Below are 23,024 nucleotides of genomic sequence, written 5' to 3'. Positions count from 1 at the left end.
CTTCTGCTCTATCCAAGTCGTTCAATCAAATGCTCTAACATCGCATCGATCACTGAAATATAACGTGATGCTGCATTATAGGCGTGCTGATATTTTAACAGATCCACCATTTCTTCTTCACTGGAAACGCCCATCACCTGCTGTCGTTTATCCTCAACACTCTCGGTCAGCTTTTGCTGGTTGTCGACCATGCTCTGCCATGTATTTCCCTTCGCACCGAGTGCCGTGACCATAGAGCGGTAATACTCCGCATAGGTATACGTTGTCTCATTGTTGGGATCCAGTGCGGCAAACTTCTCATTCCATTTCGAAAGAATATCCTCAAATACTTTTGTATTGTATCCGCCGGTCTCTCCAAGTTCCGGATTAAGTTTCACCGGAAGCAATGCATAATCTTCTATAACATCCGGATTCACTTCCAGATTCAGCAAAGTATATAACGTATTGGCATCTTCTTCGTCCTCCTCATTGTATACATACAATTTATAAGACTTAGATCCATCCGCATTTGTAATTTCCTGCGCCAACGGAATCTGATTGCCCTCCTCGTCTTTTCCATAAACCTGTGCATCTATGGTAAGTACCCGATAGCGATCCGTTGCTTTGCGGGAGAAAACTTCTGTTCCGATCGTCATATCATCATCAGTACCCACTGCACAATTTACAACATCTAGGATCTTGTATTTGCCATTCTGCAAGTTCACAGCATTGCCGTTTGCATCTACGCCACTAATTCCTGTAAGATCCTGCGAGGTGTTCGGACAAAATGCATCGTTGATCATCGTTACCAATCCATGGATCAACTGATCAAACTGTGCCTGTATCTGTGTAAGTATCGAATTGCCGGTTGTATTATTGTATTTATCTAATTTTTCTTCGAAATCATTACAAGCCAACAAATAACTTGTTTCATCAAAGTTGCCGGCATCATCGATATAATCAGACTTGACCGGCTGTACCGGAATATCTTTATAATTGGCGATCTCATTTCCTCTCGCTGTCAAGATACCTAGCAAGGAACCGGTATCTGTCTTGCGCACAGCAGAGTACGCTGTCTCCATATCATAAACATCACTATAACCATTGTCGAGCCATGTAACATTATACATTTCAGATACTGATTTTACTTCATACTGCTGTGTCGCATCGTTGTATTCTTCCTGTTTTATGCGTTCAACACCCATGTGGTAACTTCTCGCATCATTCACTAACGGTGCATTGCCTATAAAGACGCGCACATTGCCGTTATGATCCTCATTGTATGTATAATAAGTATACTCTGCCAGCTCATCAAGGAGCTGGTTTCTGGCATCGCGGTAGTCATTCGCATTTTCCAATCCGGACGCTTCCGCCTCGCGAATACGCTTGTTCAGATCCAAAATCTGTTCTCCAATAGAATTGATCTTATCGACCTGCGCCGTGATCTCTTTATTCAAATTAACCTGGTAGTCCACCAAAGTCTGATAAACATCCTTTGCATTCTTAATAAAAGACTCTGCATTGGATAAAAACAGTTCGCGATTCACGACACTCTGCGGATCGGTCGAAATGGTCTGTAACGAATCCCATATATCCTGCAGTGAATTTTGAAATTCAACACCTTCCAGCTCACCTAAGATGTCTTCAATCTCCTGACTGGTCGTAAGCTGTCTGTCATAAAAGTTTCCTCTACTCACTTCCAGACGATATTCCTTATCCAAGAAAATATCGCGGATCTGTCGAACCTGTGCAACCGCAGTTCCATAACCAATCTGCTGCGTCCCATGGCTTGTCACCTTGATGTTGGAATAGTAAGTATCCCGCAATATATTCTGTTGTCTCGTATATCCGGTCGTTTTGGTATTGGCCAGATTGTGTGCCGCAGTATTCATACCCGCCTGCGAAGCCTTCAATCCGGACACACCGGAATTAAAACTGGTAAATAAGCTCATACGATACTCTCTCTTTCTTTCCGTTATACATAAAAAGCACGAATACCACTCGGAAAATACAGTATGTCAGAAAAGCTTCCTACTTCTCTGACGATCACTGCTTTGCGTCGAAAGACCCCGTCCCAAAGCCGGCATCAACTCCGCCTCCTGCGGCTGACGCATTTTTGTCGTAATTATTATTTCCCGGTGACATCCGTGTACTCTGAATAAAATTCATATTGAATTCAATCATTTCAAGGGAATTTTCTATTAAATTTTTATTCTTTGTATTAACATCTACCAAGCGTTTCATCGTTTGTTGCAACTCGTCGTGCAACAACGCCAACCGCTCCTGCTCTTCCGGCTGTTTCCCCAGCAGTTCGATCAGGCCGGTAAGACTTAAATCTTTCACCGGACGATTCAACACCATTCCCATATTGTGCAGAACCTCTTCTCTGCGATGTCCGTACGCAGATGCCCGATCCAGCAATTCCTGTTCTTGATCCGTAATCTCTTGCAATCGCTTTAGATCTCCACGGATCAACACTTCTGTCTTCTGTTCCGATATCGGAATCAGTGTCTGGTAGACTTCCATCTCCTGCTGCAACACGGCAGTCAGGTCATCAATCAAACTTGCCAAATCTGCTCCCTCTTGTCTCCTATTTCAAGAATCCGTTCTTAAAATAAGGAATCAAAATATTTACTCACCATCTTTTCTGCAATCTCCTGTGAAGATACATTATACGTACCGGAAGCAATCGCATCCTTGTACTTATTTACCTTGTCCTCACGAACATCTTCCGTATCCTTCACTGCCTGCTTTGCAATCTGATAATCCTTCGCTGTCTGCGAAATCTGAAATTCGTCTTTCGCATATTTCTTCTCAGTGCGGACATTCTTCGTCGGCTTAGACTGCTGATAAAGTCGGCTTACATGATTTAATGCATCAATTCTCATTGTTATCACCACCTGTTTCTCTCTCATTTCAGTGTTTCATACATAATATGTATCGGATTTTTTTAAGATTACTTTAGCATTTGTTATTAATTTTCCAAAATTTCAAAAGAGGCACTGCCCTACTGCAGCGCCTCTTATATAGAAAACATTTACCATTCAGCGATCGATCACTCTTTAACATTTTTAAGAATGTCACAAAAATCAAAGGTTGCAAAATAATCTTTTGGTGTTTCAGCACGACGGATCATTTTGACACTTCCATCTTCCTGTAAAAGCAACTCTGCTGATTTTAATTTGCCATTATAATTGTACCCCATAGCAAACCCATGCGCACCTGCATCATGAATGAACAGGTAATCACCCATATCAATCTTTGGAAGCATACGGTCTACTGCAAACTTGTCGTTATTCTCGCAAAGTGAACCGGTGACATCATATTTGTGATCACATGGTGCATCTTCTTTGCCCAGGACTGTAATATGATGATATGCACCATACATTGCCGGACGCATCAGGTTTACTGCACAGGCATCCAAGCCAATATACTCTTTGTAAATATGTTTTTCATGAATTGCCTTTGCGATCAGTGCACCATAAGGAGCTAACATAAAACGACCAAGCTCTGTAAAGATAGCAACATCGCCAAGCCCTGCCGGAACCATGATCTCCTCAAATTTCTGACGGACACCTTCACCGATCACTGCAATGTCATTTGGCTCCTTATCCGGTGTGTAAGGAATGCCAACTCCACCAGATAAATTCACAAATGCGATCTCCACACCCGTCTCTTTCTGCACTTCCACGGCAAGTTCAAACAAAATGCCCGCCAATGTCGGATAGTATTCGTTAGTCACGGTATTACTTGCCAAAAAAGAATGAATACCAAAACGCTTCGCACCTAACTTTTTCAAACGCTTAAATGCTTCAATAAGCTGTTCCTTGGTCATGCCGTATTTCGCATCACCCGGATTATCCATAATATCGGTACCCATTTGGAATACACCACCCGGATTATAACGACAGCAGATCGTCTCCGGAATACCGGCAACCTCTTCCAAAAAGTCAATGTGAGTAATGTCATCCAGGTTAATAAACGCACCCAGTTCTTTTGCTTTCTGATACTCTTTGGCTGGTGTTACGTTCGAAGAAAACATGATGTCCGATCCCTTAAAACCACAAGCTTCTGACATCATCAACTCAGTAAGAGATGAACAATCTGTGCCACAGCCTTCTTCCTGCAGGATCTTCAAAATAAATGGATTCGGGGTTGCTTTAACTGCAAAATACTCACGAAAACCTTTGTTCCAAGAAAATGCCTTCTTCATTTTGCGTGCATTTTCGCGGATACCCTTCTCATCATACAGATAAAACGGAGTCGGATATGTCTTTGCAATCTCTTCAACCTGTTCCTTCGTAACAAATGGTGTCTTTTTCATAGGTACTCGATGCCTTCTTTCTTAAATATTATGTATTCTAACTTCGGATGTATGAAGTTTGAATTATTTACATTTTCTTATCATATCAAATGACATCCATTTTTGCAATATGGTGGAGAATGTAGATGGGGTGTGTTACAAGTTGCATTTTCTCTATATTTTATGGTATAATAAGGGCTTGGTAGCGAACAGACGTTTGCACCGGATGATTATATGCGGCAGAATATACACTGCGGCAGGAAATGAGGTAACTATGGCAGAATATACTGGCAAAGATATAGTAATATTAGAAGGACTGGAGGCCGTACGTAAACGCCCCGGTATGTATATTGGTTCCACCGGATCACGTGGCCTGCATCATTTGATCTGGGAGATCCTCGACAATGCTATCGACGAGCATCTCGCCGGTTATTGCAGTGAAATACATATCACACTGCAAAAGGATGGTGGCATCTGCATTCAGGATAATGGTCGCGGTGTTCCGGTCGATCTGCATCCCACCAAAAAAATCCCTACAGTCCGTGTCGTCTATACGATCCTGCATGCCGGCGGTAAATTTGGCAATTCTGCCTATAAGGTATCCGGTGGTCTGCACGGTGTCGGTTCTTCCGTTGTAAATGCACTGTCAACGCATATGATCGTAGAAGTACGTCACAACGGTTTGATCTACCGCGATGAATATGCCGATGGCGGTCATCCGGTCTCGCCTCTCGTTAATGGTGAATTGGAGATCATAGGTAAATGCCGCAAATCCGATACCGGCACGAAGGTTACTTTCTATCCGGACCCGGAAATTTTTGAAACGATCATATTTAAGCCGGACATTATAAAAAAGAAACTAAAAGAGATTGCTTATCTCAATAAAAATCTAAAGTTGATCTATTATAATGAAGCCGAAAATGAAGAACGTACCTACCAGGAAGAGCACGGCATTCAAAGCTTTGTCAGCTATATCAACCGTGATGCAACGCCAATTCATGACACGCCGATCTATATTGAAGGGACAAGCGGTGATATTGAGGTAGAGATCGCATTCCAATACACCACGAATTATTCTGAGCAGATCAATCCCTACTGCAACCGCATCAATGTAGCCGATGGCGGTACGTTGGTGACCGGTTTTAAAACAGCTCTGACACGTGTAATGAACCAGTATGCAAGGGAACTTGGCGTACTCAAAGATAAGGATGAAAACTTTGATGGAAAAGACATCCGTAACGGCATTGTCGCTATTATTTCGATCAAGCACCCTGATCCACAGTTTGAAGGTCAGACCAAGACAAAACTTGGCAACACGGATGCAAAAACGGCGGTCGATGAAGTATTCAGTGCCGAAGTACAGCATTATTTAGACAAAAATGTAGATATATTGAAAAAAATTCTCGATAACTCCATGAAGTCCTATAATGCACGCAAAGCCGGTGACAAAGCACGCACTGCCGCACTAAAACAGCTCAATGATGTAGATACTAAAAGCAAATTAGCCGCCTGCACCTCCAAAAAGCCAGAGGAATGCGAGATTTACATTGTCGAGGGTGATTCTGCCGGCGGTACGGTTAAAACAGCCAGAAACCGCAAAACACAGGCAGTTCTTCCTCTACGCGGAAAAATACTGAATGTAGAAAAAGCAACTTTAGAAAAAATATTAGTAAACAATGAGATCAAATCTATGATTGCCGCTTTTGGCTGTGGAATCGGTGAAGAATTTGATATTTCCAAACTGCGCTATGATAAGATCATCATCTTAACCGATGCCGATGTCGATGGTGCACATATCAGCACACTGCTGCTCACATTCTTCTATCGCTTTATGCCGGAATTGATCTACTCCGGCAAAGTATACCGTGGTCTTCCACCATTGTATAAAGTAGATTACGAAAAGGCAGGTTCCGGCAAAACGCCAGCAGATGCCAAGCCAAAGAAACGTGGAAAGAAAAAGTATTCCGAATATGTATTTAATGACTTTGAGCTGGAAAAATTCCGCAAGATCAAGGAAAATAAGATCATCGGCATCCAGCGTTACAAAGGTCTCGGCGAAATGGACGCAGAACAGCTTTGGGAAACTACACTGGATCCGGAAAGCCGTATTCTTGCACAGGTAACGATCAGCGATACTGTAGAAGCTGACGATATCACAACAACTTTAATGAGCAGTAATGTCCCACCTCGCCGTGAATTCATTATGGAAGAAGCCAAGTACGCAACGCTCGACATTTAAGATCAGGAGGAATGTGAAAACATGTCACAAAAGGATTCAATTATACAATTAGACTTTACAGAGGAAATGCGTAATTCTTACCGTGATTATGCTGTAAGTGTTATTATTTCCCGTGCGTTGCCGGATGTCCGGGACGGATTAAAACCGGTACAACGCCGTATCTTATATGCAATGACTGAACTCGGTCTGGCTCCGGATAAGCCACATCGAAAGAGCGCGCGTATTGTCGGTGATACCATGGGTAAATATCATCCACATGGCGACAGTTCGATCTATGACGCATTGGTACATATGACAGAAGAGTATTCTCTCTCAATCCCACTTGTTGACGGCCATGGTAACTTTGGCTCGATCGACGGTGACAGTGCTGCTGCCATGCGTTATACGGAGGCACGCCTCTCTCCGGGCGCTATGACAATGTTGGATAATTTGGACAAACAGCTTGTCCCATTTGGACCAAACTTTGATGAAAGCGAGAAGGAACCTTTGGTCCTTCCTGCCACTCTGCCAAATCTGTTGATCAACGGTACAACCGGTATCGCCGTAGGTATGGCAACTAATATGCCGCCGCACAATCCAGCCGAGGTCATTGATGGTGTGATCGCCTATATGAAAAACCCGGACATAACGATCCATGGGTTAATGAAATACATTAAAGGACCGGATTTCCCAACCGGAGCGATCATTACAAATGCAGATGAGATCGCACATATTTATGAAACAGGCGAGGGGAAACTAAAGGTTCGTGCCAAAACGGTGATCGAAAAGAGTGATTATGGCCGCCAAAACATTGTAATCACGGAAATTCCGTATACGGTAGCCGGCAACAAAATGAAATTGTTAGAAAATCTGGTCAGCCTGACGAAAGACAAAGTATTTGATGAAATTTACGATGTCCGCGACGAGTCCTCGAAAGAAGGTATTCGTCTGGTGATCGAAGTAAAGAAAGACCGTGATGTACAAAATCTTCTCAATGGCTTGTACAAAAAAACTGCCATGGAAGACACCTACGGTGTAAATATGCTTGCTGTAAAAGACAAGCAGCCGATCACGTTCGATCTCAAATCGCTGATCCAGGAATTTGTATTCTTTCAGGAGGAACTTTACACCAAAGAATATACACATCTGCTCAACAAGGCGAACAAGCGTCTGGAAATTGTTGCCGGACTGATCAAAGCGACCGATGTGATCGACTTGATCGTCGAGATCCTGCGCGGCAGTTCCTCCGTTAAACAGGCAAAGGGCTGTCTTGTAAATGGTGTTACGACGGATATCCGCTTCCGAAGCAAAGCTTCTGAAAAGCAGGCCGCAACACTGGACTTTACCGAAACGCAGGCAGATGCCATTCTGGCAATGCCGTTAAGCCGTTTAGTCGGCTTGGAACTTCTCAAGCTGCATCAGGAAAACGATACCTTGTTAGCAAATATTGCCGAATACAAAAAAATACTTGGTGATAAAGAGGCTTTACATGATGTTATCAAAAATCGTCTCAGAGCCTACAAAAAACAATTTAACGCGCCTCGTCATACAGAGCTTGCCAACATCACGGCTGCTAATTATGTCGAAGAGATCAAGGAAGAAGACTTGTACGTGTTGATCGACCGCTTCGGCTATACGAAATCAGTCGACGCTTCCTCTTACTCCCGCATTGCCCCGGATACTTTGGAGGAATATCATCATATCGTGCCGCTTCGCAATATTGATAAATTATGTGTCTTCACCAAAGGCGGTTATATGCATCAAGTGAAAGCTATGAATATCCCGAAGGGACGTGCCAAGGACAAAGGCGTTCTGATCCAAAACCTATGTAAACTGGAAAATGATGAGCCTCTCCTTTATATTAGTTTTGAAGAATTGTTTGATTCACAGCTTCTCTTCATTACGCGAGCCGGCTTTATCAAGCTGGTATCCGGTGTCGAGTTTGAAACAAATCGTCAGACAATCGCCTCAACAAAACTGGCAGAAGGTGATGAACTTGTATGCGTACAGCAGGTAGGCATTGAAGATGTGATCAACGCAGACCGTAAAGTAATTGTAATTACCGATCAAGGATTGTCTTTGGGATTTCCGCTTCTCGAAGTTGGCGAACTCAAGAAAACCAGCCGCGGTGTCAAGGGTATCACTTTGATCGGTGATGATCTTGTCAAGCATGCCGGTTTTGTTACGCCGGATATGGAGCGCATAGACTTTGACGGCAAAGCGATCAATCCAAAGAAGATACGCAGCCGCAAACGTGCTGCCAAGGGACAGAAATCGCAAATCGGGACCAAATAAAAGTAAAAAAATCCCCAATCGTTAGATATTATCTTAACAGTTGGGGATTTTCCTATTCACAATATTCTTTTGTCTTTACCGGAATCATTTGTCCGAAAATTACTCTGCGTCATCCTCCGCATCTTCCTCAGACTCATTTCCTTCCATCTCGTTGCCGTCAATGTCAAGGGTAACATACTCTCTGTCATCCACCTCATCAGCGAACACATCTTCAAACTCTTCCTCATCGAAATCTTCGCTCTCATCTTTGTTGAAATACTTTTCGATCACATAGAATGTTCCTGCAATCGCTGCGCCTGTAGCTGCTGCCCCGATCAAAAATTTCATCATTTTCTTCATATGCCAATACCTCTTTCCTTATATTGCAATTAATGTGCTGGTTACAAACGATCCGCCGTACTAACCTCTGGTTGTCAGCTTCTTCATAATGTGGAACAAATAAGGATCCAATCCCTTCGTCATTGCCAATGCTTCCTGAATATCGTAATCCTTAAATTCACCATTGTGATATCCTACAACACGGTTGCTGGCACCCTCACACAACAATTCTACCGCTCTGGCACCCATTGCAGATGCATATACACGATCTTTGCAAGTTGGATTGCCACCACGCTGTATATGACCTAGGATCGTTGCTCTCGTCTCTACTCCGGTAGCAAGCTCAATAACCTTAGCCATCTCATTGGAATTGCCGATACCTTCTGCATTAACAATAATATGATTCTTCTTACCCATCTTACGGCGATCCTGAATCTTGGTAATAATACGCTGAATATCACCATGATATTCCTCTGTAGTCAAAATGTACTCTGCACCACTGGCAATACCGGTCCACAATGCAATGTGTCCTGCGGTACGTCCCATTACCTCGACGATACTGCAACGCTCATGAGATTCCGATGTGTCACGCAGGCGATCGATCGCCTCCATCGCTGTGTTGATCGCTGTATCGAATCCAATCGTATATTCCGTACAAGCAATATCAAGATCGATCGTTCCCGGAACACCGATCGTGTTGATGCCCTGCTCAGAAAGTCTGCTTGCACCATTAAAGGAACCATCTCCACCAATAACAACAATTCCGTCAATGCCGTGTTTGCGGCAGATATCAGCACCCTTCATCTGATATTCTAATTTCTTAAACTCCAGACAACGCGCTGTATAAAGGATTGTACCGCCAAGCTGAATAATATCCGATACATCGAGTGATGACATATCAAAAATATCTTCTTCCAAAAGTCCTGCAAAACCGCGACGAATACCTTTGACATGTAATCCATTCGCAATACCGGTACGTACTACCGCACGTATCGCTGCATTCATACCCGGTGCATCTCCACCGCTCGTCAATACGCCAATCGTTTTTACTGCATTGCTCATTATCTAGTCCCCCTTGCTTCTCTTGCTGTAATTTCTACGCTGCAACCTTCTAACAATGCAACGCATTTCATATAAATTCTACGCTAAAATCAACTATTTTTCAATACTCTTTTCTTTAATCGCCACAGATTCTTTTCCATATTCTTCCAATGCACCTTCAGCCACCAGTCTTCGTGCATTCGTCTCATACGATCTTGGCAGTTTTTTAACCTGATGCTCTTGCTCCAGGTAAATACAGATCGTATCAGTGCCATCCTCGCTAACTACCTGCTGCAACAGCTTTTTCTCTACGGCTAAGTAAGCTTCCTTATTAGCAAACCGAATCCATAATTCACAATGAATACGGTCAAAAGGGATAATATCCTGACATATCACTTTGCCGGCTTTATTGTCTTCCGTCTGTGCCCGTCCCTTGACAAAAACTTTCGACCCCTCCACTAACAAATGTTTCTTCTTTTCATAGGTCTGAGGAAATACTATAATTTCCACTGTCCCATACAGATCCTCGATCGAAGCGATCGCCATCATCGTATTATTTTTTGTTGTTTTCACGATTTTATTCACGAGCAGACCTCCGATGACAACACGTTCACCATCTGTAACACTGTTGTCTTCCTGCTCTTCTTCGGCTGCAAAATCGGTCGAAATACAGGTACAATTTTTTTTCATCAAAGCAACATATTCTTCCAATGGGTGCCCACTGACATAGATTCCCATCACCTCTTTTTCATAAGTTAGCAGCTCCTCCTTTGGGAACTCCTCTACATTCGGCAATGGATACTGCTTTGCTTTCACAAAGCCCTCGTCACCAAGATCAAATAACGATACCTGTCCTGCCATATTGTTACGCCTGTCTTTGCTGACAGCATCCATAATATTCGCATAGGCAATGACCTTTTGATGACGGTTGCCCGGAAGCGAATCCATCGCACCGGATTTAATAAGATTCTCCACCACATGCTTATTCACTTCTCCGGAAGCCAGTCTCTCCAAGAAATTTTGGAGTGAAGTATAGGCTCCCCCACTTTTTCGCTCCGCAACAATACGCTCGATCACATTCACGCCAATCCCCTTGATCGCAGACATTCCAAAACGAATTCCACCATCCGCAACCGAAAAGTCTGAATAGCCTTCATTAATATCCGGTGAAAGCATCGGGATGCCCAGTTCTTTACAGTTCATTGTATAGTGTATTACCTTAGACGTATTATCACGCACAGATGTCATCAGTGCTGCCATAAACTCTATCGGATAATGACATTTCAAATATGCCGTCTGATAGCTCACAACCGCATACGCTGCCGCATGCGATTTGTTAAAGGCATACTTCGCAAAATCAATCATTTCGTTATATATTTTATTAGCAACTTCCTCGGAAATGCCGTTTGCAATACAACCCTTAACGCCCTCTGCTTTATTGCCATATACAAAGTTTTGACGTTCTGCCTCCATGACCTTTTCTTTTTTCTTAGCCATCGCACGGCGTACCAGATCGCTTCGGCCAAAACTATATCCGGCCAGACTGCGCACGATCTGCATTACCTGCTCCTGATACACAATACAACCATACGTCGGTGCCAAGATCGGCTCAAGCTGCGGGCAGTCATACACAATGCTGTCACGGTTATTTTTGCCCTCTATATATTGTGGGATGAAATCCATCGGACCCGGACGGTACAACGCATTTCCTGCCAAAATATCTTCCATACACTCTGGTTTAAGCTCCGTCATAAAGCTCTTCATGCCACCGCTTTCCAACTGGAAGACACCGTCCGTCTTACCGGCACTGATCATGTCAAACACTTCTTTGTCATCAAATGGAATGTTTAGAAGCGTATCGTCTTCGATTCCTGCCATTTTAGCTGCATTTTGTATGACTGTTAGTGTTCGAAGACCCAGGAAGTCCATCTTAAGCAGCCCCAATTCTTCTAATACCGTCATCGTATACTGCGTCGTGATCGTTCCATCAGACGCCTTGGACAATGGAACATATTCGTCTACCGGCTTTGGACTGATCAGTACACCGGCTGCATGCATCGAGGTATGTCTGGGAAGTCCCTCCAGCCGCATGGACATATCGATCAAATTCTTAGCCTGTTCATCTGATTCGTAAATTTCACGCAATTCCGGATTGACCTGCAATGCCTCTTTGATCGTAACTTTTGCTCCCTGCTTTGGCATCGGGATCTGCTTGGCAATCACATCCACATAATTATACGGCAGATCCAGCACACGCCCTACATCTCGGATCGCATTTCGTGCTGCCATCGTACCAAAAGTCACGATCTGCACAACGTGATCTTTGCCATATTTACGCACTACATAATCAATCACTTCCGGTCTTCGCTCATAGCAAAAGTCAATATCGATATCAGGCATCGTAACACGTTCCGGATTTAAGAAACGCTCAAACAACAGATCATATTTGATTGGATCGATGCTGGTAATGCCAAGCGAATATGCTACAATACTTCCTGCTGCACTGCCTCGTCCCGGTCCAACACTGATCCCATTTTCTCTCGCATAGCGAATGAAGTCCCACACGATCAGGAAGTAATCAACAAAACCCATTGTCCGAATCGTATCCAATTCGTAATCCAGTCTTTCCTGCAGTTGTGTAGTGATCTCTTCATAACGCTTCTTCATGCCATCCTGGCAAAGTTTTTGCAGATAACTATCCGCTGTAAATCCCTCCGGGACATCATATTTCGGAAGTTTATATTTACCAAACTCAATCTCCACATGACACCGCTCAGCAATCTTAGAAGTATTCTCTAACGCCTCCTGTGCATAAGGAAACAGTGCTTTCATCTCGTCTTCGCTCTTAAGATAATACTGTCCTCCCTCATAGCGCATGCGATCTTCATCCTGTACCTTTTTCTGCGTTTGTATGCATAGCAATATATCATGTGGTTCTGCATCTTCTGCCGTGATATAATGCACATCGTTGGTTGCAACCAAAGGAATCTTTAACTCCTCACTCATACGCAAAAGCCCTTGATTCACGGTTGCCTGATCTGCAATTCCATGATCCTGCAATTCCAGGTAAAAATGATCTTTCCCAAAAATATCATATAGGCGCTCTGCCTCTTTCTTGGCTGTCTCATATTGTCCATACCTAAGTGCCGTGGCAACTGCTCCGGCAAGGCATGCACTAAGCGCGATCACACCTTCGTGATACTTTTCAAGCACTTCATAGTCAACACGAGGTTTATAATAAAATCCTTCGGTAAATCCTTTGGATACGATCTTGATCAGATTCGAATATCCAACGTTATTCTCTGCCAATAACACTAAATGATTGTAACGGCCTTCTCCCTTCGTTACCTCACGATCAAAACGCGATCCCGGTGCAACATATACCTCACATCCGATCACAGGATTGATTCCTGCCGCTCTTGCTGCACGATAAAATTCAATAACACCGTACATATTACCATGATCAGTAATGGCAATATTCTTCATTCCCAATTCTGCAGCTCGCGCGATCAGCTCTTTGATCTTACAGGAACCGTCCAGCAAAGAATATTCGGTATGCACATGTAAATGCGTAAAACTCATAGTAAACCTCCATGTTTCCTCAGCCTGCAGCTTCTTTACAGAGCATCCGGAAAACGATATAGAAAATGCAAAAAGGCAAAGTTAGCACTTTGCCTTTTGTGTTACCCAAATAATATGTTTGGTTTGTCCATTATGCCTGTGCCGCACTAAGGTACTTCTCAATTTCATCCATGGCATTTGTCTCATCATCTCCATCGATCGATACTACGACCTCTTCTCCTGCGGAGAGTCCTAAAGACATAAGTCCCATAATGCTCTTAGCATTTACTTTCTTATTTTCACATTCGACATAGATACGACTGTCATATTGACTTGCAACCTGAACCAATACTGCAACCGGTCTTGCCTCTAATCCGTTCTTTAATTGGATTTTAATTTTCTTTGTTATCATGACCTTTCCTCCTTTGGTTTGAGGCTGATTTCTTGTTCCGCCCGCAAACGCTCTGCAATTTCACTTAACTTTCGTAAACGATGATTTACTCCCGACTTTCCAAGTGGCTTGGATAATTTCTGTCCAAGCTCTGCCAATGGCAGATCAGGATATTCCAATCGCAGCTCTGCAATCTCGCGTAGCCCATCGCTTAACCAGCGAACCCCTTTGGCAGTCTCTATGTACTGTATATCTTCAATCTGTCTCGCAGCTGCAGTTACTGTTTTATGAATGTTAGCCGTTTCACAGTTGACCTGTCGATTTACTGAATTACGTACTTCTTTCAAAATACGAACATTCTCAAAATCCATCAATGCCTGATGTGCCTCCATAACATTTAAGGTGTCCACGATCATAGAACCTTCTTTTACATATAAAACATGATATTTCTTTCGATCTACAATCTTCGCCTCAATTTGAAAGGAAGCCACGATCTGCTGCAATTGCAAACAAAACGACTCTGATAACACTGCAATTTCGAGATGATACGCCTTCTCCGGATTAGTTATTGATCCCGCCGCCATAAACACACCTCGCAAATACGCACGTTTGCAACATGTATTCTGCACTAAGCGGCTTGGAATCGTCGACAGATCGCCCCATCGATCCTCTGATTCACTCAATAATTTAATCGCTTTTAGGATCTCATATGCCTTGTTCTGCGCCAATACCAGCAAATGATACACCGGCGTTCTTGTCTGCAAACTATGGTTCCGGATCCTAATCTGCGTTTCCGCCTGAAACGCCATCCTTATTAAGATATAAGATTTTCTTGCTACTGTCAAGTTTTCCGTATGTACTTCCAAATAAATACTACCGTTCTTGCGATGTCGGATCTTACCACAAAGAGCAAAAAGCGCTGCAAATTCCGCAATCTGGCAGTGTCTTGCTGGGCTTAACTGCAAAGCAAGTTCCTCTTTCACCTTTCCAGAAAATGACATTTTCATAGTAATCTTACATTCCTTTCTAAGCCCGCTCACTTGGCGTCCCGTTCAATATCGCGATGTTCCATCTTGACCGTATATGGCAAAGATTTCATCTGTGATTCCAGGGCACGCACCATCGAAACAGACCGGTGCTTTCCTCCGGTACATCCAATGCTGATCACAATCTGATTCTTTCCCTCGGCAATATAATTCGGTATAAGAAACTTCACCATTTCAAATAGCTGGCGTTGAAATTCTTTTGCCTGCGGTGCAGCCATCACGTAATCATACACTGCCGGATCATTTCCTGTCAGTGGTTTGAGCGTTGGAATATAATATGGATTTGGCAGAAAACGTACATCAAACACAAGATCGGAATCTTCCGGTATACCATATTTGAATCCAAAGGACAACAGTGTCACAAAGAAATTCTCATACTCTTCTTCTCCCAGAAAAATACGATCCACCTCATGCTTTAACTCACGTACCAGCATATGACTGGTATCTAAAATATAATCCGCACGCTTTTTGATATGGGCAAGCTCTACTCGCTCTGCCGCAATCGCCTTATCGACACGTCCCTGCAATGCTAACGGATGATTACGTCTCGTCTCCTTATAGCGTTTTACAAGCACACTGTCATCTGCCTCCAGAAACAGCACCTCATAGGGATATCCTTCCTGCTTCATCTTGTCCAAGATGTTATCAAGATCAGACAATCCCTGCAAATTACGCACGTCGATGCCAAGACCCATCTTGTCGACAGTCTCCTGCTCGTCCACCATTAACTTTGTCATCTTCGGAATAAAATGCACCGGCAAATTATCCACGCAAAAATATCCGAGATCTTCGAGCATCTTTAAAACAGAACTCTTTCCTGCACCCGACATTCCGGTAACGATCACAAATCTCATATTCGCCCTCATTTCTACATAATCGTCCAACAACAATGCCGCCGTTTTATGACGAACTATGCCGTTTCTCTGTTAATTTCTGCATATCACTGGCCGCTTCAGCATATTACTGTTCCGGAAGTCTCTTAACTTCCGTCTCAAGGGTGACACCAAACTGCTCCTTAACAGTCTGCTGCACATGCCTGATCACTGCATCTGCCTGTGCGCAGGTTCCCTGTCCTACATTGACCACGAAGCCACAGTGTTTCTCCGACACCATGATATCACCAACCCGATATCCTTTCAATCCGGCGTCCTCGATCAATTTACCGGCAAAGTATCCTTCCGGCCTCTTAAAAGTACTGCCTGCACTTCCATATTCTAACGGCTGCTTTTCGCGGCGTTTCGCATTTAATTCCTGCATCTGCGCCTTGATCTGCGCCCTGTCTCCCTGTTCAAAAGCAAATAACGCTGACACAACGATAAGCCCCTGTTCCTGCACAATACTGTGTCGATAAGACAAATGTAGTTCTTCCGCTGAAAACAAATGGATCTTACCTGTTCGATCGATCATTTTAGCAGCTACGATCACGTCCTTGATCTCGCCACCATATGCACCTGCATTCATCGTCACTGCGCCACCGAGCGTTCCCGGAATACCTCCGGCAAATTCGAATCCTGCAAGTCCTTGATCTGCAATCCGGGCTGCAAGTGTTGAAAGCATCACTCCCGCACCGGCACTCACATAGGCTTTAGCAGTTGATATGCACTGCTTAACCCCATATTCCTCCAGCACCGCCGCTTTCTCTGTTTCACTGGCATCTGCCGGCAAAATTCGGATCTGATGCAGTTCACCGACCTGCTCTGCTTCCTTATTCATACGATGCAGCGACAATATCACACCGTCGTATCCTTCGTCCGCAACTAACAGATTACTTCCATTCCCTAATATATACCATTGCATCTGCACCTCTTCCAAATATTTAATGCACGCAGCCAACTGCTCCGCAGAGTCCGGTTCTACAAACCATTTTGCCGGCCCTCCAATTCGGAAAGTAGTATGCTTGGCAAGCGGTTCCTCCTTGCGAACCCGATCCTTGCCGACAATTTGTTCCAATCTATCTATTTCAAATATATGCATTATAACGTTACGATCCTTTCTTATTACTGTTCCAAACAATTCCTTATTGTAACAAAAAAGGCCTTGATTAATCAAGACCTTTGTAAGCGTGCGCGAGAAGATTCGAACTCCCGACCTTCTGATCCGTAGTCAGACGCTCTATCCAGCTGAGCTACGCGCACATTTCTTATGTTTTGTACGTCATCTGTACCGTACTTGATATACTATACACTAGTATTTTCAAAAATGCAAGCATTTTTTTCAATTTTTTTAATTTTTTTTATTCTTTGACATAATAAACGACTGCGTGACACTCTTATTTCAAAGTGCCACGCAGCCCATTATTTTAGATTGAAACTATGATCTGATTACAGTAAGCTCTCATACAGCTTCGTAATGTCCTCAACACTTGTCTCCTTTGGATTACCCGGGCGGCAAGCATCATCATATGCAGACTGTGCTAAGAATGGAATATCTTCTTTCTTAACAATATCCTTGAGATCTGTAGGGATTCCAACATCTTTGGAAAGCTGTTTTACAGCATCAACGGCTGCTTTACGATACTCTTCCTGAGACATATTCTCTGTACCTTCAACACCCATTGCCTTTGCAATATCACGATATTTCTCACCTGTTGCCTCTGCGTTATACTCCATAACAGTAGGAAGAATGATCGCATTTGCGATTCCATGTGGTGTATCATACAATGCGCCAAGTGGATGTGCCATAGAATGAACAATTCCAAGACCTACGTTGGAGAAGCCCATTCCTGCAACGTACTGACCAAGAGCCATTCCCTCACGTCCTTCCGGCGTATTGTCTACTGCTCCTCGAAGAGAACGTGCAATGATCTCAATTGCTTTGAGATGGAACATGTCGGACAATTCCCATGCTCCTGCCGTAATGTAACCCTCAATCGCATGTGTTAAAGCATCCATACCGGTTGCTGCAGTAAGCCCCTTAGGCATAGAAGACATCATCTCGGAATCGATAAATGCCACAACAGGAATGTCATGCGGATCTACACAAACCATCTTGCGATTCTTAGCTGCATCTGTAATAACGTAATTGATCGTAACCTCTGCAGCAGTTCCTGCTGTCGTAGGTACTGCAAAGATCGGTACGCTCTTATTCTTGGTATCTACAGCACCCTCTAAGCTGACAACATCCTCATGCTCAGGATTGTTGATAATGATACCGATTGCTTTCGCAGTATCCATAGAAGAACCGCCACCAATAGCGATCAGATAATCTGTTCCTGCATCCTTAAATGCCTGTACACCTGTCTGAACATTTTCAATCGTTGGATTTGGTTTAATATTTGAATACAGCTCATATGCCATACCATTTTTCTCAAGTACATCCAACACTTTCTGTGTTACACCAAACTTTACCAAGTCCGGATCCGAACATACAAACGCTTTCTTAAAACCACGAATTTTAGTTTCTGTTGCAATCTCTGCAATAGCTCCTGCCCCATGATACGATGTCTCGTTTAATACAAATCTGTTTGCCATACTAGAATCCTCCTGTAAAATAATAAAAATAATTTTGTTGAAATTGCACAAATTTCTGTGTATTTTCCAAAGTTTCTAGTATAATTATACGAAATTTCCTCATAAAAAGCAAGATTCACTTTGTGAAAACTTTATAAACTACACGTCGTTATTTCACACGCAATTCATTGCGCAGCTTGCGAATCTTTCCCTGGAACTGCAAATACATATCGTATTCTCCAGGTTCCAGTCCATCCACCTGCACAGCAAAGATTTCTTTACGTCTGCCCATACGCAGTTGCGAATAATCTTGTACATATGTCTTATGCTCACCCTTAAAATACAGCTTTTCAACCGCCCCCGGCAGCATCGAATACTGCAAAAGATTCTCGCATAAATGCACGTTACCGAAGAAGGTACCACGAATACGCTGATCCGTTTTTTCCGGCATTGCTCCATGAAATTCTTCCGGCGTTGGGAGCTTACCAAACTCTGTCTGATCATGCAGTCCCATCCCCACACAAAATGATGGGATGTCCGGATGAAACTCCCAAGCCCACAAAAAGTTTTTGGTCAGCTTAAACGTCTTCTCAACTTCACCGTTTTCTCCATTGACCAACTGGATCTGGGAATGAAGTTCTGTCGTACGGTCTTGCGTGATACCTGTCAAATGGAAATACTTGTTGTATTCTTTTGTATAAAGGGCACTACCAAACTGCATCGTTTTCAAACAGTCTTTCTTGCTCTCCTGTACATATGTGCCGGCAGCCTCATCGATCGACACACGAAGTACCGCAGAATGTTCCGCATCATTGTATCCGCCATCTACCGCTCCTTTAGTACCTGTGCTATAGATCAACAATTCGTGCTCATCCATCCAAACAGCCTTATCCGGTCTTCCCATTTCGATATCAGCACCCTCTGTTTTCAAAGCGATGGCTTCCAACTCTGTATCCTGCCAGATTGATTTTGGTGCCAGCACCCAATCCAATTTGCCACTCTCCAGATCAAGCTGTGCGATCGTGTGTATACGCTTGAATGTCAACAAAAGCTTTCCGGCGTGGTACTCCATCGCTGAAAAAAGCAGCCATTCCTTACCGGTGTGGTATTTTTCTCCCAGCAAGTCAATCAGCTTAATGCGGCGTACGATCTCACCGGTATTCATATCCATCGTAAGAATACAGTCATTATAATGCTCTCCATCGGACGAAGTCACAAGATACAACGAACTATCGTGCTGTGCTAATGCAGTACCGATCGGTTCATTCAAAATATATGTGCGATACACTCTGCCCATATAATCCATTTCATGATAACGGCACGGCTGGATCTTGCCCATGCTGTTTACAATGTTAGCTGTTCGATCTGCCAGCAGAACATGACCATTCGGCATCGGTATCATACCCATCTTATAGGTACGAAGCTGCATTGAATATCGGATCGCACCATCTGCATCAAAGACCAATGGACTAAAAGCGGCACCGTTGACTGCCAGCAGCGGCATTGCTGCGGATTTATCTCCCTCTACTTCCATCACAAGATCCTTTTGGTTTTCAGGCACTTCTGAAACAAAAATACGGATCACTCGATGCTTTACAACTTTTCCTTCTCGATCGATCAGAGACAGATCTACCGTATTGCTACGTTCGAAATACAACCCCAAGATTGCCACACGATGTCTTGTTGTATAGCTGGATTCACCAACAAAATCATTGCCATTATCTCCGAACACACGATAGCGCACCTTGTACTCCTTGGAAGAGTTGAACAGGATAAGGGCTGTCTGTTTAGCCACTCCATATGGATTTGGAATAACCAACACGTGAGAAAATGTGTACAAATGCCTGTCCAAGATCCGCTCAAAAGCGTAATCGCGCAGCTGTGCCAAAAACGCCCGCTTTGGCTCTTTTCGGTACGGCGTCATAACCTTACGGTTGTCATACTGCGCCAACTCACGCTCATACATGCGATCCATTTTGTTGAGATCGCTTTCACTCAATGTGACCTTTGTTCCTTTTCTTACTTCAACAAATAATTTTTCACGTAAGTTCATATGCTCTCCCCTTTATAATTTCATAGTCAACTGAATACGCTGTTTTTTGAGATCAACACCCATTACTTTGACATCAACGATATCTCCGACACTGACAACATCCAATGGGTGTTTGACAAATTTCTTGTCCGACATTTCGGACACATGTACCAATCCATCCTGATGAACTCCGATATCTACAAACGCACCAAAATCAATAACATTTCGAACTGTCCCCTTAAGGATCATGCCCTCTTTGAGATCTTTCATCTCTAACACATCTGTTCGAAGGATCGGTTTTGGCATTTCATCACGAGGATCTCTCGCAGGTTTCTCCAATTCCTTCAAGATATCAACCAGCGTGATCTCACCAATACCAAGCTCGTCAGCCATTTTCTTTTTGTCTTTCACACGCTTCTGCAAACTGCCGGAGGCTTTGTTCTCTGTCGGTGTTTCTTCCGTCTCACCGCTCGGCAGGTCTATCGAGCCAAAGGCTTCCGCAAAGGCTGCGCCAAAGGCTGTGTGCGTATTGCGTACAACAAACTGCTGTTTCTTTTTCTTTGGAGCGGTTTTCTTCTTGGCTAATGGGGACTGCTGTTTGGCCGCTTCCGTCTGGATCTTTTTGAGTTCTTCCGTGTCAATGCCAAGCTTATCTAATAATGCATTGGCTGCATCATAAGTCTCCGGATGAACGCTCGTTGCATCCAATGGATTTTTCCCATCCAAAATACGCATAAAACCTGCACACTGTTCAAAGGCTTTCGGTCCCAGTTTTGGTACTTTTAACAACTCTTTACGTGACGTAAACTTTCCGTTTTCTTCACGATACGTAACGATGTTCTTTGCGATCACTTTGCTGATACCGGAAATATACTCTAACAGTGAAGCGGATGCTGTATTCAGATCCACACCAACTTTATTTACACAATCTTCCACAACACCGGATAATGTTTCCCCTAACTTCTTCTGATTCATATCATGCTGATACTGTCCTACACCGATAGACTGTGGATCGATCTTCACTAACTCTGCCAGCGGATCCTGCAAACGTCTTGCGATCGACGCTGCACTTCGCTGTCCCACATCAAAATTCGGAAATTCCTCGGTGGCGAGTTTACTTGCGGAATAAACTGAAGCACCTGCTTCATTTACAATAATATACTGCACAGGTTCTTTGATCTCATGCAGCATATCCGCAATGATCATTTCCGACTCGCGGGATGCCGTTCCATTGCCGACGGAGATCAGGGAAATTCCGTATTTCTGGATCAGTTTTTTCACCTCACGTTTTGCCTCTTCGACCTTGTTCTGCGGTGCCGTCGGATAGATCACCTTCGTATCTAACACTTTACCGGTTGGGTCTACCACAGCAAGTTTACAACCGGTACGAAATGCAGGATCCCAGCCCAAAACTGTCTTACCGGCAATCGGCGGCTGCATCAAAAGCTGCTCTAGGTTTTTACCAAATACTTTGATCGCACCGTCTTCTGCCTGCTCAGTCAACTCATTACGAATCTCGCGCTCGATAGCAGGCGCGATCAAACGCTTATAACTGTCTGTCACTGCCTCTTCTAACACCGGCGTTACGATCTCATTTTCCTCTGTGATCGTCTTTTTGCATAGATACGTAAGAATACGTTCTTCCGGAGCCTCCAGTTTTACCACTAGAAATTTTTCCTTTTCACCACGATTTAACGCAAGAACACGATGACCGGCAATCTTTTTAACCGGCTCCTGATATTCATAATACATCTCATAAACAGACTGCGCCTTTTCATCCTTGGCAGTTGAGGTAAGTATACCTTCTTCCCGTGTTATATCACGGATATATTTACGATAATCTGCATTATCAGAAATCTGCTCGGCAATAATATCTCTCGCTCCTGCAATCGCATCTGCAACATCTTTCACTTCTTTTTCCTCAGATACATACTGCTCGGCGATCGTTTCTAACGACTCTGTCACTTCTTGTGCCAAAATGATCTGTGCTAATGGCTCTAATCCCTTTTCCTTGGCGATGATCGCTCTTGTACGGCGTTTTGGACGATACGGACGATACAAGTCCTCCACAAGTACCTGCGTCTCTGCTGCAAGGATCTGCGCCTTCAAATCATCAGTCAGTTTCCCCTGTTCTTCGATCGTTGCAAGAACCTGTTCCTTTTTTTCTTCCAGTGTACGCAAATAAGTTAATCGCTCACTCAGATTACGGAGTTGTTCATCATTCAACGAACCATGTGCTTCTTTACGGTATCTGGCAATAAACGGGATCGTATTGCCCTCGTCGATCAGTTTTATGACCGCCTCTACCTGCTGCGGACGAATTTCTAACTCTGCTGCTATTTTCTTTACAATATCCATAGTATCCTATATTCCTTTCTATGCGCACTTTGC

16 protein-coding genes and 1 tRNA gene are annotated in these 23,024 nt (G+C 43.6%); 2 read left to right on the top strand and 15 right to left on the bottom strand.

Going from position 1 to position 23,024, the window contains the following annotated elements; genetic code table 11:
* Positions 1–8: 8 nt before the first annotated feature.
* From flgK to ACSAJE_RS13455, 4 genes are all read right to left on the bottom strand, one after another.
* Positions 9–1,931 (bottom strand): flagellar hook-associated protein FlgK, encoded by a 1,923-nt coding sequence (flgK, locus tag ACSAJE_RS13470; protein ID WP_458009354.1) that lies wholly within the window; start codon positions 1,929–1,931, stop codon positions 9–11.
* Positions 1,932–2,025: 94 nt separating this feature from the next.
* Positions 2,026–2,550, bottom strand: coding sequence for a flagellar protein FlgN (locus ACSAJE_RS13465; RefSeq protein WP_458009353.1), 525 nt, complete (start codon positions 2,548–2,550; stop codon positions 2,026–2,028).
* 38 nt (positions 2,551–2,588) lie between these two features.
* A complete protein-coding gene (gene flgM, locus ACSAJE_RS13460; RefSeq protein ID WP_182448291.1) occupies positions 2,589–2,867 on the bottom strand; it encodes a flagellar biosynthesis anti-sigma factor FlgM in 279 nt (92 codons plus the stop codon).
* A gap of 167 nt (positions 2,868–3,034) precedes the next feature.
* Positions 3,035–4,303 carry a diaminopimelate decarboxylase gene (locus ACSAJE_RS13455; protein WP_022025242.1) on the bottom strand — a complete coding sequence of 423 codons (1,269 nt, stop codon included), beginning with the start codon at positions 4,301–4,303 and terminating at the stop codon, positions 3,035–3,037.
* 253 nt (positions 4,304–4,556) lie between these two features.
* Here ACSAJE_RS13455 and ACSAJE_RS13450 point away from each other — a divergent pair, with 253 nt between their 5' ends.
* Positions 4,557–6,521, top strand: coding sequence for a DNA gyrase/topoisomerase IV subunit B (locus ACSAJE_RS13450; RefSeq protein WP_458009352.1), 1,965 nt, complete (start codon positions 4,557–4,559; stop codon positions 6,519–6,521).
* A gap of 21 nt (positions 6,522–6,542) precedes the next feature.
* On the top strand, positions 6,543–8,795 hold the full coding sequence (locus ACSAJE_RS13445; protein WP_458009351.1) for a DNA gyrase/topoisomerase IV subunit A: 2,253 nt from the start codon (positions 6,543–6,545) through the stop codon (positions 8,793–8,795).
* A gap of 99 nt (positions 8,796–8,894) precedes the next feature.
* Here the strand turns inward: ACSAJE_RS13445 and ACSAJE_RS13440 are convergent, their stop codons facing one another.
* From ACSAJE_RS13440 to ACSAJE_RS13390, 11 genes are all read right to left on the bottom strand, one after another.
* The gene (locus tag ACSAJE_RS13440; protein WP_118506736.1) at positions 8,895–9,134 is read right to left on the bottom strand and encodes a hypothetical protein; all 240 of its coding nucleotides are present in this window, start codon (positions 9,132–9,134) and stop codon (positions 8,895–8,897) included.
* A gap of 60 nt (positions 9,135–9,194) precedes the next feature.
* The gene (gene pfkA, locus ACSAJE_RS13435; RefSeq protein WP_458009350.1) at positions 9,195–10,175 is read right to left on the bottom strand and encodes a 6-phosphofructokinase; all 981 of its coding nucleotides are present in this window, start codon (positions 10,173–10,175) and stop codon (positions 9,195–9,197) included.
* A gap of 93 nt (positions 10,176–10,268) precedes the next feature.
* Positions 10,269–13,736, bottom strand: a complete 3,468-nt coding sequence (locus tag ACSAJE_RS13430; protein ID WP_458009349.1) for a DNA polymerase III subunit alpha — start codon at positions 13,734–13,736, stop codon at positions 10,269–10,271.
* Positions 13,737–13,866: 130 nt separating this feature from the next.
* Positions 13,867–14,127 carry an HPr family phosphocarrier protein gene (locus tag ACSAJE_RS13425; protein ID WP_022025234.1) on the bottom strand — a complete coding sequence of 87 codons (261 nt, stop codon included), beginning with the start codon at positions 14,125–14,127 and terminating at the stop codon, positions 13,867–13,869.
* Positions 14,124–15,107 (bottom strand): DNA-binding protein WhiA, encoded by a 984-nt coding sequence (gene whiA / locus ACSAJE_RS13420; protein WP_458010078.1) that lies wholly within the window; start codon positions 15,105–15,107, stop codon positions 14,124–14,126. The genes ACSAJE_RS13425 and whiA overlap by 4 nt, the downstream gene beginning before the upstream one ends.
* A gap of 35 nt (positions 15,108–15,142) precedes the next feature.
* Positions 15,143–16,006 carry an RNase adapter RapZ gene (rapZ, locus tag ACSAJE_RS13415; RefSeq protein ID WP_022025232.1) on the bottom strand — a complete coding sequence of 288 codons (864 nt, stop codon included), beginning with the start codon at positions 16,004–16,006 and terminating at the stop codon, positions 15,143–15,145.
* Between the two features lie 106 nt (positions 16,007–16,112).
* The gene (murB, locus tag ACSAJE_RS13410) at positions 16,113–17,126 is read right to left on the bottom strand and encodes a UDP-N-acetylmuramate dehydrogenase (protein WP_118690950.1); all 1,014 of its coding nucleotides are present in this window, start codon (positions 17,124–17,126) and stop codon (positions 16,113–16,115) included.
* Between the two features lie 87 nt (positions 17,127–17,213).
* Positions 17,214–17,287: transfer RNA gene (locus tag ACSAJE_RS13405), tRNA-Arg, on the bottom strand.
* Between the two features lie 186 nt (positions 17,288–17,473).
* The gene (fucO, locus tag ACSAJE_RS13400; RefSeq protein WP_118506739.1) at positions 17,474–18,622 is read right to left on the bottom strand and encodes a lactaldehyde reductase; all 1,149 of its coding nucleotides are present in this window, start codon (positions 18,620–18,622) and stop codon (positions 17,474–17,476) included.
* A gap of 148 nt (positions 18,623–18,770) precedes the next feature.
* Entirely contained in the window at positions 18,771–20,654 is a 1,884-nt protein-coding gene (locus ACSAJE_RS13395) for an aryl-sulfate sulfotransferase (RefSeq protein WP_458009348.1), read from the bottom strand.
* 12 nt (positions 20,655–20,666) lie between these two features.
* Positions 20,667–22,991, bottom strand: coding sequence for a Tex family protein (locus tag ACSAJE_RS13390; protein WP_118690953.1), 2,325 nt, complete (start codon positions 22,989–22,991; stop codon positions 20,667–20,669).
* Positions 22,992–23,024 lie beyond the last annotated feature (33 nt).

The sequence above is a fragment of the Jutongia sp. SJQ-6 genome (assembly GCF_054161275.1).
The sequence above is the reverse complement of the archived record's forward strand: the minus strand, read 5'-3'. Positions and strand labels throughout refer to the sequence as shown.

Excerpts from the sequence above, each read along its gene's own strand:
- flgK (WP_458009354.1), bottom strand. The coding sequence starts at position 1,931 with ATGAGCTTATTTACCAGTTTTAATTCCGGTGTGTCCGGATTGAAGGCT.
- flgM (WP_182448291.1), bottom strand. The coding sequence starts at position 2,867 with ATGAGAATTGATGCATTAAATCATGTAAGCCGACTTTATCAGCAGTCT.
- ACSAJE_RS13455 (WP_022025242.1), bottom strand. The coding sequence starts at position 4,303 with ATGAAAAAGACACCATTTGTTACGAAGGAACAGGTTGAAGAGATTGCA.
- ACSAJE_RS13450 (WP_458009352.1), top strand. The coding sequence starts at position 4,557 with ATGGCAGAATATACTGGCAAAGATATAGTAATATTAGAAGGACTGGAG.
- ACSAJE_RS13445 (WP_458009351.1), top strand. The coding sequence starts at position 6,543 with ATGTCACAAAAGGATTCAATTATACAATTAGACTTTACAGAGGAAATG.
- ACSAJE_RS13440 (WP_118506736.1), bottom strand. The coding sequence starts at position 9,134 with ATGAAGAAAATGATGAAATTTTTGATCGGGGCAGCAGCTACAGGCGCA.
- pfkA (WP_458009350.1), bottom strand. The coding sequence starts at position 10,175 with ATGAGCAATGCAGTAAAAACGATTGGCGTATTGACGAGCGGTGGAGAT.
- ACSAJE_RS13430 (WP_458009349.1), bottom strand. The coding sequence starts at position 13,736 with ATGAGTTTTACGCATTTACATGTGCATACCGAATATTCTTTGCTGGAC.
- ACSAJE_RS13425 (WP_022025234.1), bottom strand. The coding sequence starts at position 14,127 with ATGATAACAAAGAAAATTAAAATCCAATTAAAGAACGGATTAGAGGCA.
- whiA (WP_458010078.1), bottom strand. The coding sequence starts at position 15,107 with ATGTCATTTTCTGGAAAGGTGAAAGAGGAACTTGCTTTGCAGTTAAGC.
- rapZ (WP_022025232.1), bottom strand. The coding sequence starts at position 16,006 with ATGAGATTTGTGATCGTTACCGGAATGTCGGGTGCAGGAAAGAGTTCT.
- murB (WP_118690950.1), bottom strand. The coding sequence starts at position 17,126 with ATGCATATATTTGAAATAGATAGATTGGAACAAATTGTCGGCAAGGAT.
- fucO (WP_118506739.1), bottom strand. The coding sequence starts at position 18,622 with ATGGCAAACAGATTTGTATTAAACGAGACATCGTATCATGGGGCAGGA.
- ACSAJE_RS13395 (WP_458009348.1), bottom strand. The coding sequence starts at position 20,654 with ATGAACTTACGTGAAAAATTATTTGTTGAAGTAAGAAAAGGAACAAAG.
- ACSAJE_RS13390 (WP_118690953.1), bottom strand. The coding sequence starts at position 22,991 with ATGGATATTGTAAAGAAAATAGCAGCAGAGTTAGAAATTCGTCCGCAG.